This is a genomic window from Methanococcoides methylutens, from assembly GCF_000765475.1.
Classification (GTDB): domain Archaea; phylum Halobacteriota; class Methanosarcinia; order Methanosarcinales; family Methanosarcinaceae; genus Methanococcoides; species Methanococcoides methylutens.
In genome coordinates this window covers 133407-147642 of record NZ_JRHO01000005.1, presented here as the reverse complement: position 1 = coordinate 147642, position 14236 = coordinate 133407, and the positions used below count along the sequence as shown (strand labels likewise).

The 14236-nt window shown below is 43.2% G+C and carries 14 protein-coding genes and 1 tRNA gene; 9 read left to right on the top strand and 6 right to left on the bottom strand.

What is annotated here, in order from left to right; genetic code table 11:
* Positions 1-69 precede the first annotated feature (69 nt).
* Both hxlA and LI82_RS02110 read left to right on the top strand, forming a co-directional pair.
* Positions 70-1362 (top strand): 3-hexulose-6-phosphate synthase, encoded by a 1293-nt coding sequence (hxlA, locus tag LI82_RS02115; RefSeq protein ID WP_048193307.1) that lies wholly within the window; start codon positions 70-72, stop codon positions 1360-1362.
* Positions 1363-2121, top strand: coding sequence for an A24 family peptidase C-terminal domain-containing protein (locus tag LI82_RS02110; protein WP_048193306.1), 759 nt, complete (start codon positions 1363-1365; stop codon positions 2119-2121).
* A gap of 7 nt (positions 2122-2128) precedes the next feature.
* On the opposite strand, the gene recQ is transcribed toward LI82_RS02110, so the two are convergent.
* The gene (gene recQ / locus LI82_RS02105; protein ID WP_236622645.1) at positions 2129-4120 is read right to left on the bottom strand and encodes a DNA helicase RecQ; all 1992 of its coding nucleotides are present in this window, start codon (positions 4118-4120) and stop codon (positions 2129-2131) included.
* 260 nt (positions 4121-4380) lie between these two features.
* On the opposite strand from recQ, the gene guaA reads away from it, so the two are divergent.
* Together guaA and LI82_RS02095 are read left to right on the top strand one after the other, a co-directional pair.
* A complete protein-coding gene (guaA, locus tag LI82_RS02100; protein ID WP_048193305.1) occupies positions 4381-5295 on the top strand; it encodes a glutamine-hydrolyzing GMP synthase in 915 nt (304 codons plus the stop codon).
* Positions 5295-6335 (top strand): archaeosine biosynthesis radical SAM protein RaSEA, encoded by a 1041-nt coding sequence (locus tag LI82_RS02095; protein ID WP_048193304.1) that lies wholly within the window; start codon positions 5295-5297, stop codon positions 6333-6335. The genes guaA and LI82_RS02095 overlap by 1 nt, the downstream gene beginning before the upstream one ends.
* A gap of 48 nt (positions 6336-6383) precedes the next feature.
* On the opposite strand, the gene argB is transcribed toward LI82_RS02095, so the two are convergent.
* Both argB and LI82_RS02085 read right to left on the bottom strand, forming a co-directional pair.
* Positions 6384-7274 (bottom strand): acetylglutamate kinase, encoded by an 891-nt coding sequence (argB, locus tag LI82_RS02090; RefSeq protein WP_048193303.1) that lies wholly within the window; start codon positions 7272-7274, stop codon positions 6384-6386.
* Between the two features lie 194 nt (positions 7275-7468).
* Entirely contained in the window at positions 7469-7765 is a 297-nt protein-coding gene (locus LI82_RS02085) for a non-histone chromosomal MC1 family protein (RefSeq protein WP_048193302.1), read from the bottom strand.
* A 322-nt stretch (positions 7766-8087) separates the two neighbouring features.
* Here LI82_RS02085 and mptA point away from each other — a divergent pair, with 322 nt between their 5' ends.
* Positions 8088-9041, top strand: coding sequence for a GTP cyclohydrolase MptA (gene mptA / locus LI82_RS02080; RefSeq protein ID WP_048193301.1), 954 nt, complete (start codon positions 8088-8090; stop codon positions 9039-9041).
* A 14-nt stretch (positions 9042-9055) separates the two neighbouring features.
* Positions 9056-9382: a DUF2098 domain-containing protein gene (locus LI82_RS02075; protein ID WP_052402662.1), complete on the top strand. Its 327-nt coding sequence runs from the start codon at positions 9056-9058 to the stop codon at positions 9380-9382.
* 125 nt (positions 9383-9507) lie between these two features.
* Here the strand turns inward: LI82_RS02075 and LI82_RS02070 are convergent, their stop codons facing one another.
* The 3 genes from LI82_RS02070 to LI82_RS02060 all read right to left on the bottom strand — a co-directional run bounded on the left by LI82_RS02070 (position 9508) and on the right by LI82_RS02060 (position 11090).
* A complete protein-coding gene (locus LI82_RS02070) occupies positions 9508-10443 on the bottom strand; it encodes a nucleotidyltransferase domain-containing protein (protein WP_048193300.1) in 936 nt (311 codons plus the stop codon).
* A gap of 79 nt (positions 10444-10522) precedes the next feature.
* Entirely contained in the window at positions 10523-10975 is a 453-nt protein-coding gene (locus LI82_RS02065; RefSeq protein ID WP_048193299.1) for an N-acetyltransferase, read from the bottom strand.
* Positions 10976-11012: 37 nt separating this feature from the next.
* Positions 11013-11090 (bottom strand) — tRNA-Arg (locus tag LI82_RS02060).
* A 180-nt stretch (positions 11091-11270) separates the two neighbouring features.
* Between LI82_RS02060 and LI82_RS02055 the strand changes: the two genes are divergently transcribed.
* The 3 genes from LI82_RS02055 to LI82_RS02045 all read left to right on the top strand — a co-directional run bounded on the left by LI82_RS02055 (position 11271) and on the right by LI82_RS02045 (position 14144).
* The gene (locus LI82_RS02055) at positions 11271-11474 is read left to right on the top strand and encodes a DUF5371 family protein (RefSeq protein ID WP_048193298.1); all 204 of its coding nucleotides are present in this window, start codon (positions 11271-11273) and stop codon (positions 11472-11474) included.
* Between the two features lie 437 nt (positions 11475-11911).
* Positions 11912-12619, top strand: a complete 708-nt coding sequence (locus LI82_RS02050; protein WP_236622644.1) for a phosphatase PAP2 family protein — start codon at positions 11912-11914, stop codon at positions 12617-12619.
* A gap of 94 nt (positions 12620-12713) precedes the next feature.
* The gene (locus LI82_RS02045) at positions 12714-14144 is read left to right on the top strand and encodes a nucleotide sugar dehydrogenase (RefSeq protein ID WP_048193296.1); all 1431 of its coding nucleotides are present in this window, start codon (positions 12714-12716) and stop codon (positions 14142-14144) included.
* The last annotated feature ends 92 nt before the right edge of the window (positions 14145-14236 follow it).

Below are 14236 nucleotides of genomic sequence, written 5' to 3'. Positions count from 1 at the left end.
TTAAGTATTATAACCATATACCCGGTTAGATTTATACTTATTCAGGTATACTACGTTATTAAACTCCAAATGGGTGATCATATTAATACAATAATTCAGGTAGCACTTGACCTGCTGGAGATCGACCGGGCCATACAGATCGCAAGAGAAGCGATCCAGGGAGGCGCGAACTGGATCGAAGCAGGAACTCCACTTATCAAAAGCGAAGGGATGAATGCTGTCCGGCAGCTCAAGAAGGAATTCCCTGATCACGCCATCCTTGCAGATATGAAAATTGCAGATACCGGCGCATTTGAAGTGGAGATGGCTGCCAAAGCCGGTGCCGATATTGTAATGTTGCTCGGCAATGCAGATGATTCCACTGTTAAGGATGCAGTCAGGTCTGCACGAAAATACGGTGTCAAGCTTATGGCTGACCTGATCATCGTAGAAGACCCGGTCACCAGGGCGCAAGAGCTGGAAAAGATGGGAATTGACTATATCAACATGCATGCAGGGATAGACCAGCAGATGACCGGAAAGGACCCTACCCCCTTGCTCGAAAGAATCATACAGGGAGTGAACATACCGGTCGCAGCTGCAGGCGGACTTGATGCCACCACATCTGCACAGGCAGTCAAAGCAGGTGCCAGCATTGTCATTGTCGGAGGGAACATCACACAATCAGATGATGTGACAGCGTCTGCAAAAAAGATACGTGAAAGTGTTGATGCCATTGAGATCCCTGAATTTGAACGCCAGACATTGGAACAGGAGACCAGAAACTTACTATCAGAGGTTTCCACACCAAATATCTCAGATGCCATGCATCGAAAAGGTGCGATGAAGAACATTCATTCCATGGTAGCCGACAAAAAGATGGTCGGCACAGCTGTCACAGTACAGACATTTGAAGGGGACTGGGCAAAAAGTGTTGAGGCCATCGAGGTCGCCGGAGAGGGAGATGTCATTGTGATCTACAACGGAAGTCCACACATTGCACCATGGGGCGGGCTTGCCACACTCAGTTGCCTGAACAAGGGAATTGCAGGTATAGTCATTGATGGTGCTGTAAGGGATATTGATGAGATAAGAAGGATAGGACTGCCCGTATTTGCAACCGCCAACGTCCCTAATGCAGGCGACCCAAAAGGTTTCGGCGAGATAAATGCCACTATCAATTGCGGATCACAGGTTGTCAACCCCGGAGATTACATCGTAGGTGATGACAACGGAGTTGTTGTGATCGAAAAGGAACGCGCTTATGAAATAGCAAGGCGTGCAAAAGAGGTAGAGAAGAACGAGAAACGCCTCTACGAGGAGATCAAACGTGGAAGCACGCTTTCAGAGGTCCTTAAACTTAAGAAATGGGAGAAAATGTGAATGATCGAACTACTTAAGGTGCTTGTCTGCGCCCCCTTTCTTATATATGCCTGCTACTCCGACATCAAGACACGAAGAGTGACAAACAGCCTCTGGCCCAAGATGCTTGGAGCAGGCGCCATATTCATGGCTTATGATGCTTTCAGATACGGCATACCATACATAAAATGGACAGCCATTTCATTCATACTGATCTTTACATTCGTCTATATATTATTCTACATGAATGCCTTTGGAGGCGCAGATGCAAAGGTCCTGATGGTTATCTCCCTTATATTGCCAATATATCCCGCAATAGAACTATTCGGCAGACAATTGCCAATTTACGGGATTCCGCCGCTTAACCTTTTCACATTTAGCGTCTTTGGCAATTCAGTCATACTGACAATAATAGTACCAATAGGATTGTTCCTTTACAATCTTAGTCAGCCTTCATTGAAAGAGACACTGAAGAAACCACATTACATGTTCGTCGGATACAGATGTCCGGTATCAAAGCTTGACAAACCTCATATAAGACTGATGGAAACCTTTGAAGAAGGCAATGATGAGATCAGGAATAAATTTACCAAATATGGTACAAAACTTGATGAGAATACGATATCAAAAATGGAAATGTATGCAGAAAAAGGACTTATTGATGAGAGAGTATGGGTCACACCCGGCCTACCATTCATGATACCTATAACTGCAGGATTCATAGCGGCGGTGATATACGGAGACCTTATCTTCCAGCTAACGTTAAGTTTCTTTTTTTGACAAAGGATCACTTCGACCCTTTTAAGTATCGGGCAATCTCTTCCATGAAGATAGGTCCGTACTTTTTCAATTTGAACTCACCCACACCAGTAATGTCCAGGAATTCCTCATTCCTTATAGGATATTTTACCGCCATCTGCCGAAGGCTGGTATCCGCAAAGATGATGTAAGGCGGAACATCTTCATCCACTGCCAGTTTTTTCCGTAATATCTTAAGCCTATCAAATAGTTTTTTGTCAGGGCGGGATATCGGCGTTGGAACCCTCTTTGGCTTTTTAGGAGCAGTAGATCTCTTTGAGGTAGCACTCTTTGAAGTAGTGGTCTTTGAAGTAGTGGTCTTTGAGGTAGCACCCTTTGAAGTAGTGGTCTTTGAGGTAGCACTCTTTGAAGCAGTGGTCTTTGAGGTAGGAACCTTTGAAGCAGCGGTCTTTGAGGTATTTCTTTTAGCTCTGCTAGCCTTCACACTGACCGCATCAGAGGAACGCGTCAGGTAAACCTCACCACCTGCAAGTATTTCCCGGCTTTTTTTGTTCAGGCTTAAGAGAGGGTATCGTGCACCTTTCACGTCAAGATAACCAAGTCGGACCATCTCTCTTGCCATATCAAGCCACTCAGATTTGCTGTACCCGTCACCAGTGCCATGACTTTTAAGCCTGTCATGCTTGTAACTTTTGATCTTCTTTGCCATAGAACCTGAAATGATATCCACTATGTGAGTCATCCCGAAACGTTCATTAACCTCATCCACACAGGATAACAGTGTTCTTGCAGCATCCGAAGCATCAAAAGTATCACGGGGCTTAAGGCAGACATCGCATCCACCACAATAATCAGACTCCAGCTCCTCCCCGAAATAGCTCAGTAGCACCTTCCTGCGGCATGTCGTACTTTCACAATAATCGATCATGTCCCGAAGCTTTACAGTTGCAATATCACGTTCTGACTTTTTTGACATCTGATCGATGAAGTACTTGATCTTATACCAGTCCCCACGACTGAAATACAGGATGCACTCACATTCAAGACCATCCCGGCCTCCCCTGCCGGTTTCCTGATAATAGCCTTCAATGTTCTTGGGAAGATCATAATGAATGACAAATCTTACATTCGGTTTGTCAATACCCATTCCAAATGCTACTGTTGCCACAATGATGTCAACATCATCCCTTATGAAACGTTCCTGATGTTCATGTCTTTTTGAATCAGACAGACCTGCATGATAAGGCAATGTGTGAAAACCTTTATTGTTGAGCTTTTTAGATATAGATTCTACACTCTTTCGGCTGTTGCAATATATGATACCGGAATTACCGGCCTGCCCCTGAATATATTTAACCAGATCGCCGTATGAATCCTTTTTCGGTCTTATATCATAGGTAAGATTGCTTCGGTTGAAGCTCGCCACATAAACAGAAGGAGACTTTAATTTCAGCAGCTTGATAGTATCATCTTTGACCTTTGGAGTGGCAGTAGCGGTCAACCCGATGACAGGAACATCAGGGAATTTCTCTTTCAGGAATCCCAGACGGTGGTATTCGGGTCTGAAGTCGTGACCCCATTGAGAAATACAATGTGCCTCATCAATAGCGAACAAGCTGACATTGACGTAGCTGAGAAGGTCCAGTGTACTCTTCATGCAAAGCCTTTCAGGTGCAACATAAAGGATCTTCAGGTTGCCATCCAGAATAGCACGTGTAGTCTCCTGAACCTCGCGATGGCTCAATGTGCTGTTAAGATAGGCTGCAGATATCCCGTTGCTAACCAGACCATCTACCTGGTCCTTCATAAGGGATATCAAAGGAGAAACTACGATCGCAATACCATCCATCATCAGAGCCGGGATCTGATAACAGATAGACTTCCCGCCCCCCGTAGGCATCAGTACGAATGTATCCTTTTTGTTAAGGACATCATTGATGATATCCTCCTGAAGGGGGCGGAATTCGCTGTAACCGAAATATTTCTGGAGTGTCCTGTGCATGTGAATACCGATGATCATCTAATGTTTATTCTACTAAAGAGGCTACAGATATTTAAGAGCAGACCATGCAGGGTGAAAGTGATCACTATATTGTACCGCTCTAAAATTAAAGTGTAAATTTATTGAGTACAGATAAGATTAAACTCATGGATAGAGATTTCTAATGCCACATCGATACTATTAAAACCAACAAACATATTAAGCACAGCAGTATTTAACAAATCCACTACTAATAACTAATATTGATCATCATCATATCATAACCGGAGTTCATATTCATGGTAAAAGTCGAGAAATTCATACCAAAAGCCATAGACAGGATAAAAGAAAAAGCTAAAGGAAAGACGATCGTAGGGCTTTCCGGCGGAGTCGACAGCTCAGTCTGTGCGGTCCTTGCAAACCGTGCCCTTGAGGACATGTTCTTCCCGATCTACATTGACACAGGACTTATGAGAAAAGGTGAGACCGAAGTCATCGAAGAGATATTTTCAGACATGAACCTTCAGGTGATACATGCCAAGGACCGTTTCCTCGAAGCACTGGTTGGAGTAAAAGACCCTGAGGAAAAAAGGAAGATAGTCGGTGAGACATTCATCCGTATTTTTGAAGAAGAAGCACGTGAACTAGAAGCAGAATATCTAATTCAGGGAACCATCTATCCGGATAAGATCGAATCAGAAGGCGGTATCAAATCCCACCACAACGTAGGAGGACTGCCCGAGCGTATCGATTTCAAGGAGATAATCGAACCTATCGATGACCTGTACAAGGATGAAGTTCGCGAGGTCGCAAAAGCACTTGAACTACCCGATGAGATATGTGAAAGGATGCCGTTCCCCGGACCGGGACTTTCTGTAAGGATAATCGGAGAGGTTACCGAGGAGAAAGTGGATGTGGTTCGTGAAGCAAATGCTATCGTTGAGGAAGAGCTGCTTGAGCAGTTCAAGCCATGGCAGACCTTCGCCGCAGTTATCGGCAAGGGAACCGGTGTCAAAGGTGACGTCCGTGTACATGGCTGGATAGTCGCAGTCCGTGCAGTAGGCTCAAGAGATGGCATGACCGCAGAAGCACTTGAGCTTCCATGGGAAACTCTGAAGAAGATCGAGACAAGAATCTCCGGCGAGATACCATCTGTTGCCAGAGTACTCTACGACCTGTCACCAAAACCACCTGCAACAATCGAGTTCGAATAATGTCACTTAACAAAGCCGTACTGGACATACGCAACCGCCAGCGTATAAAGCCATCATCTAATGACTATCCTGCTGCCGTCTGGAGGAGTACTGACCACTTTAACGGAGAAACAGCAGATACGCTGACGATCATTTTCAAGACATCAGGGTGCTGGTGGGGAAAGGCGGGCGGCTGCACTATGTGTGGCTTTGTCTATGATAGTGCAAAGATTCCCCCAACACCTGAAGAACTTGAAAAGCAGCTTGAAAATGCCATGCATAAAGGTGAAAGACTTGAGCGATTCATGGTCAAGATATTCACATCCGGCAGCTTCCTCGATGAAAAAGAGATACCTGTTGAGACAAGGAAGAACATACTGGGAAAACTGGCAGCTGATGAACGTGTGTTCAAAGTTATCGTTGAAAGCAGACCGGAATTCGTCACCGACGAGATCCTGAAGTCCTGTATTGATGCCCTTGGAGATACATCATTTGAAGTAGCTATCGGCCTTGAAACGAGTTCAGATAATATTCGCAAGAATTCCATAAACAAGGGATTCAAGTTCACTGATTATACCAATGCGGCAACAGTGGCAAGGAACAATGGGGTAACCATGAAAGCGTACCTGTTGTTAAAACCACTTTTCCTCTCGGAAAAGGAAGCATTGGAAGACATTGTCAAGACCATCGATGATGTCGCAGAACATGCACAGACCATTTCCATCAACCTGTGCAATGTGCAGAACGGTACCTATGTGGAACACCTGTGGCAAAGAGGTCAATACAGGCCACCTTGGTTATGGAGCATTGTTGAGATACTTCAGCGAACGAAGCAGAAGCATCCGGAACTTGTCATCACTTCAGACCCGGTAGGTGCAGGCTCAAAACGTGGTCCTCATAACTGTAAGAAATGTAGCAGGGATGTATCGGATGCCGTACATCTTTATTCCAGAACTCAGGACCTGAGGGTACTTGAAGAGCTTAACTGCGAATGTAAGGATCTATGGAAGAAAGTTCTTGAGCTGGACGATCTTACCTATGGAAGCCCCATACTGGACTAAGATATCAGCACTTTAAAATAAAAAAGAAAAGAATGGATAAGGACACGTTTATTCCGTGTCCTGATATACCATCGTACCAATTCCCTGATCGGTGAAAAGCTCGAGCAGGACAGAATGGGATACACTACCATCTATTATGTGGACGCGCTCCACGCCACCAAGAACACTTGCTCCGGCACTTCTCATTTTAGGGATCATTCCACCGCTTATAATGCCTTCTTCTATCAGTGACTCCACTTCATCCACCCTTATGCGGGAGATACGGCTGGACCTGTCCGACTGGTCCCTGAGAACTCCCGGAACATCCGTCATTAATATCAATTTCTTTGCGTGCAAAGCATCTGCAAGATCACCGGCGACAGTATCAGCATTTATGTTCAATGCATTACCTTCCGCATCCATTGCGATCGGCGAGATAACAGGAATATAATCATTGGCTGTGACGATGTTAATTAGTTCCGGATTGATGATCTCGGTCTCTCCGACCCAGCCAAGATCCACATCATGCTCGACGTCCTCTATCATAATTCGCTGAGTGGGCTTTTTCCTGGCCATTATCATTTTCCCATCCTTTCCCGAAAGACCTACACCCTTTCCACCATGTTTTCCTATCAGGGATACGATCTTCGTATTGATGTTGCCCACAAGGACCATGCGTGCGATCTCCATGGTCTCATCATCGGTTATCCTCAATCCACCTACGAACTCAGGTTTCTTCCCCATACGCTCCATTTTTTCAGTGATCTCAGGCCCACCGCCATGAACAATGACCGGATGGATCCCTACAAAACGTAAAAGGACAACATCCTGCATGATATCGTTCATAACAGAAGGATTGACCATAGCATGCCCTCCGACCTTGATCACCATTACAGAGTCATGAAAATCCCGGATATAAGGAAGAGCTTCGATCAGAACGTTCTCTCTTTTTCCTGTCATATGAATACAATAGCGGAGTCCAGATTATAAAGCTTTTTGATATAGGAACAGCCTTGACCCCCAGAATAGCACCAGTTTATGGATAAACGAAAGAACGAAAAGAAAAATAAAACAAAAAAGAAACAGAACAAATATCTCAAAAAGTAGAATTTGCAGGGCCCTTAAGCAGACCCTCACAAATTAATGTAAGAAGATCAGATCTTGTCCAGTTTGATAATGCCTGGCTTCTGTTTCTTGACGAATGGCTTATTGATCTTGTCAGGCATCCAGTCAGGTTTGTTCTTTGGTGCAGCGACCATTTGCTTCCATCCAAGGAACACATGTATTTTCTTAGTGCCACGCTCACGAAGCATGATCTTTTCTGGCTTGGATTTGGTACCCTTGCCCCGGTTAGCAACTTTAAGAGCTGCCTGACGTGGCTGTTTACCGGTGAATACGCCATGTTCTTTACCTTTACTGTCTCGTAACACAAAGTTTCTTGTTTCAGACATTTTATCACCTTACTTACCCGTTATCGGTTATATGTACTTGTACTTACGAGGTATAAATAGTTTTCTTTTAATGTTGCCTTTCGATCATGTTTCTGTAAATCAAGTTAATTTGTCATACGTACTGATTCGGAAAAATAATGAAAATGGACTTCCATATTTGCTCAAGATGAAAAAATATATAAGTATGGCACCCACCACCCGGTGTTAAAATGATGCATCACAACAAAACATTTACATGTAATGACTATGTTTGTGATTGTTATTAATCCAAAAGCATAACTTAAACGTAATTTATTTTAATTTCTTATTAGAGGTCATAAAAATGGAGCTTCCAGTTGCGCAATTCCCTGACGTACAAGCAAATAAACCACAAATACCTATAAACCTTACACGCGTAGGTGTGACCGAAGTAAAAAAACTTGTTGAGATCAAACGAAAAGACAAGCGTCCGATCGTACTTATTTCAACTTTTGAAATCTTCGTGGACCTACCTTCAGATCGTAAAGGTGCAAATCTCTCTCGTAATTTTGAGGCAATCGATGAGGTTCTTGAAAAGGCCATCAATATGCCTGTTTATGAGATAGAGGAACTCTGCAGCGATGTTGCAAGGAACCTTCTGGGCAGGCATGAGTATGCCACCCGCTCCGAAGTACGCATGAAAAGTGAATACGTGGTCAAAAGAGAATCACCATCCACTAAAATGCAGTGCCAGGAAGTTGTAGATATATTTGCAGAGGCTATTGCCACAAGACCAAACGAAGAAGACATTGATGTCAAAAAGCTCATCGGTGCAGAAGTTGTCGGCATGACCGCCTGCCCTTGCGCTCAGGAAATAATGAGAGACAATGCAAAGGCAGCACTGCGTGAACTTGGTGTTGACCTTGAGACCGTTATTAATTTCCTTAACAAGGTACCAATGGCAACTCACAACCAGAGAGGACGTGGTATAATCTCACTTGAGGTCAGCGGTGACGTAGTGATCTCACTGGATACTATTATTGAGATCATTGAAAATTCAATGAGCTCCAGTATTGTCGAGCTTCTCAAACGTTCAGACGAGGCACTAGTTGTGGAAAGAGCTCACAAGAACCCTAAGTTCGTTGAAGATTGTGTCAGGACAATGGCAAAGAAAATTGTCAGCGAGTTCACACATGTCCCTGACGAGGCTATTGTTACGATCAAACAGATCAACGAAGAGAGCATACACAGGCATAATGCATTTGCAGAAAGGGTTGCACTTCTCGGAAAACTAAGAGACGAGATAGAGAACAATTAAGGAGAGATCACATCTTGGATGAAGAGGCTTCAGTTGCCGATGTAGTTGTTGACGTAAACGGTGCCCCAATAACTATTGGCAGCAATGTCAGGTATATCAATACAGATACCATTGGGGAAATTACCGAAATCAAAACAGATGATGAAGGCACATGGGCACTTCTCGATACAACCGAACTTTATTACAGGGTGGACACTCTACAGATCACAGATAAAAAAGCAAGTGCAGGCAAAGAATACGCAATTTCAGAAGAAGAGATGAAAGAACGTATCAAAAGGCAAGCCGAAGATGCACAATCAACCACATTGGAAGAAGTATTCCAGGCAACAGGAGGAGGTTAATTTTCCTGCCTCCGTTGTTAACCTTTTTTTGTAATTGTTTATTTTCCAAGTGTTTATTATCTAATACAATCCCTTTCTGATAAAGACAACATAAATATGAATTTTGGAACGCTGGCGTCCCATTCTTAACTGTTCTTTTCAAGTAACGTAAGGGACCTTATCCACTCACCCTTTGGCTCTCTGGAAGTGCCCACTACAAGTCTCTTAATGTCACCAACCTGTTCGACGACACCCTGTGCATCAATAGCCTCTCCCTCCAGAGCCTGCCCTGCATAGGTATGAGTATATGACAACACATGATCGATCTCATCATGGTCAACCTTGTAAACAGAAGGATTATCAAAAGCAAGTTCATCGTCAGTAACTGTTGCTTCGATCCTCATAGTACCAACGTCTGTACCTCGTGAAAGTGGCTCAATGATCTGATCCCAGTCGCGCACGAACAGCAGATCGAAATAGGTACCTCCGACCATTCCCCTGTTACCCTTGCGTTTTTCATGAAGAATGAATTCCTCATAAGAGATCTCAGGGATGCGCTTGTTGTATATTCGATGCCACATTTCCTCATCGATGTCCTCGATAAAGCCACCCTGCTTCTTCGCAGCTGAAATTGCATCCCTTGCCCTAAACCAATCATTGCCATAGACAACAAAATCAACATCAGACTGTTTATTTTGCAACCCAGGAAGGAACGATCCGGTAACGCCCATTTTTTCAAGAGGAATACCAGCACTGAGTAGCACATCTGCAACAGCCTTCACCCTCTCATCCTGATTTATGAGTTCAGGGACAGGATCAGGAGGATAAAGAACTTTTTTGACCTGATCTTCGGGAACTATATGCACATCCTGAACCCATTCAGGTTTGTTCTCACGCATAAAGTCAAAAGCAACATCGAAATCATATTTACGATACTTCATTCCATTCAGCTGACGGTCACCGGATTCATCCGGAACGTACCTTAGTACACACCTCACCCCATCAGGATGAAAGTAGTCAGCCACTGCAAATATCCAGTCATCTTTCGTAATAATGAAATCTCTGATACGTGTCTTTATCATTATGATCATCCCGTGGTTACTGAAACCAGCTCAACAGATATATCTTACGATTTATAAATACCACACATCGCCTATCAGATCAGGAAATATCCATGGAAAGCGCTATCTCATCACAATCCGGGAACTTATGGCATTTGATGCAGCCGCTCCAGATCTTATGAGGAAGGGAAGATTTGTCCACACGGCTGAACCCGTTCTTCTCAAAAAAAACAGGTGCATAGGTCAATGTGAATACTTTTGTAACACCAAGTTCCCGGGCATCATTAAGACATGCATCCAGAAGTTGAGTACCGATCCTTTTTCCCCGATATTCCGGAAGTATCGCAAAGGACAGGACCTCGGCAAGGTCCACCCATAGCACCTGCAGTCCACAGCAACCAACGACTTCCCCTTCTACTTTATAAACATAGAAATTGCGGATCGCCTCATAGAGTTCACTGACCGATCGAGGTAGCATCTGGTCCTGACTTGCATAATAATTGATGATCTTTTTGATAGCATCAACGTCTTTTAGTTCAGCTTTCCTAATCAAGATGCAAGCTCCTTTATTTGTAAAAATGATAGAATAATGGCGGGCGTGAAGGGATTTGAACCCCTGGTTTACAGCTTAGGAGGCTGCCGCCATATCCTGGCTAGGCCACACGCCCTCGCGATACTCCTGTAATGTCGATCATTCTTTTAAACTTATTGGTTAAAATGCTAGACAAAGGAACCTCGTTGATCATTTGAAAACTAAACTTCCCATAAGTGGAATTCGACAAGATTATATATAATTATAATTATGAGGGGGCATTAGAGTTAACCACTTCAAAACAGGAGAAAACCATATGAAGATAGTACACGCACAAACGGTCCTTGCAGAAGAGCAACTACAGGAATTAAAGAAAAAATGCAACAGCTCATCTACAAAAGAAGCACTAACCATCGCTGTTGAACACTATCTTGAATGCGAGTACACTGATATGAACGAAGATATGTGGGCTAAAAAGATGGAAAAAATAGTTCAGAAAAAAAAAGAACAAAAGAAATGATCTAAGCTGTATAAGACATACTTGTTACATGAATGTTTTTTGGCAACTCATGTAACATACCCTTACATCAAATCCTTAAATCAAATATTTACATCGCTTCCTGCATATCAGAACTTATTTTAACATTATTTATTTTAAAAGTATTATTTTATTATTGAGCATCATTTTGATTAGATGTACATAAACCATTTATACCCGGAATATGCTTAATTAGAGCCTGTCGGATCGATTTATTGAACGACACGGATGGATAGGAAATGACAGCTTCATATCTAATGTCTCTAATAATGACGCCAATACTGATCTGTATGATAGCTGTGGCGTATTATATCTTTGTGCCGGAAGATTTCAAAAATAATGGTAAAAATAACTACAGATGGATGCTATCTCTAGATAAATTACCATATTTAATATCAGCATGTTTTGTATATATTCTTGTGAAATCACAGCTTGTAATTGTAAATTTTCTGGATAAAGGAGCATACACCAACTATGCGAAATATATGATACTCATCGAAGGTGATGCAGTCGCTTATTTCCAGATTTTTGCAAGTCCTATGCTGACATATGCCAGTGCAGCCATATATTTGATCGGATTTTCTTTCCTGTTGATCTTCACATTCCTGTTGCTAATGCACACACAGAAACTTGAAGTATTGCAGGAATATACCATAGCTTTCGTCACGATCTATCTGGTAGCTCTGCCATTTTACATTTATGTACCTGTGCCTGTAACAGGTTTTACATTGCCAAACGTTGCCCCCCTGCTGTATGACCTGAGTCCCATAATCCTGCAAGGCGTTACAATTGTAGACCCATTCCTTGACAATTGCTTCCCCAGCCTTCATGCAGCATTATCCGTCATGGCCATGTTGATGATATTCAGAACCGATCTTACGAGGTTTAAGATATTTTCACTGGCAACCACAGTTGCTATTCAATTTACGATACTCTATCTCGGAATACACTGGATAACTGATATGATCGGAGGCATTGTCCTGGCCCTAATAAGTTACATTATCGCAACAAGATACAGAGTACCGATCCTTAGAGTGACAGAAACGATCAGTTCAACCTTTGAGAAAAGAACAAAGCTGGTTGATGCTGTTAATTCTGTCCTTTCATCTAAAGGCCTCATCAAGTGATAGATCGTTTACTTGAAAAGACTAAATACTATTTAATGAATATATATTATGGTACTTGTATATACATTAATATAAAATTGAGATAGTGGTAACCATGACAAATAAATTAGGTTCAATCCTTGAAAACAGAGGTCCTATCAAAAAGATAGGAGTGCTTGGAATGGGATACGTGGGAATTCCTGCAGCTGCTCTTTTTGCCAACTCCGATAAATTTGACCATATTCTGGGATTCCAGAGGGACTCCAAAAGTTCCGGTTACAAGATCGAGATGCTCAACAATGGAGAGAGTCCTTTAAAAGGAGAGGAACCCGGCCTTGAAGAGCTGCTAAAGAACGTAGTTGACGAGGGCAAGTTCGAATGCACACCGGACTTTTCAAGAATATCCGAACTCGATGCAGTTACACTTGCAATACAAACACCTTTCTCAGACCCTGCAAGCCTCCAGCCAGATTTTAGTGCACTTACTGACGGCATAAGAAATGTAGGAAAATACCTGAAAGAAGGTATGCTCGTAGTACTGGAATCTACCATCACCCCCGGAACTACAGATACACTTGCCAGGCAGATCCTTGAAGAGGAATCCGGACTTACAGCCGGCGAGGACTTTGCACTTGCACATGCACCGGAAAGAGTCATGGTAGGCCGCCTGCTGAAGAACATACAGGAACATGACCGCATTGTAGGTGGCATCGATGAAGCCAGTACAAAGCGCGCCGTGGAACTTTACAGCCCGGTACTCACAAAAGGCAAGATCATACCAATGACAGCAAGAGCTGCAGAGGTCACCAAAACCGCGGAAAACACATTCAGGGACCTGCAGATAGCAGCCATTAACCAACTGGCATTGTACTGTGAAGCCATGGGGATAAATGTTTACGATGTGAGAGCAGGGATCGATAGCCTCAAAGGTGAAGGGATCACACGTGCAATACTTTACCCCGGCGCAGGAGTGGGAGGGCATTGCCTGACCAAGGATACATACCACCTCGAAAGAGGAGTTACAACCAGCGAAGGAACACTGGATTACCCGGAGGATATGGATTCCATTTTTGTACTTGCAAGAAAGGTAAATGACTTCATGCCAAAACACATGCATCACCTTACTAGCGAAGCCTTAGAACGAATCGATAAGAAAGTGAAAGGTTCAAAGGTAGCTATTCTTGGATGGGCATTTCTCAATGATTCCGACGATGCACGTAACCCGCCTTCAGAGCCTTACAGGGACCTTCTGTTAGAGGATGGAGCAGAGGTTTTAGTACACGACCCGCATGTTCTGAGTTACCCGAACGTTGAGATCATAAAGGACCTTAATAAAGTTGTAAAAGATGCAGATGTTATTGCAATAATGACAGGGCATTCAGGTTACTTTGAACTTGGACCAGAACAACTAAAGCAGTTGACCGGAAAGGAAAATACAGTAATTGTCGATGGAAGAAATGTTGTGGATCCGGACACGTACATCAATAATGGTTTTGTGTACAAGGGAATTGGAAGGGGAGACAAGAACGACCATCCGATCGTTTGAGCGATCTGAACATAAGGGCACTTCAGCCCTGATCAACAGTAGTCTGAACTGAGCCGACAAAAAGAAGAAAGGAAATAAACTGAATTATCAGA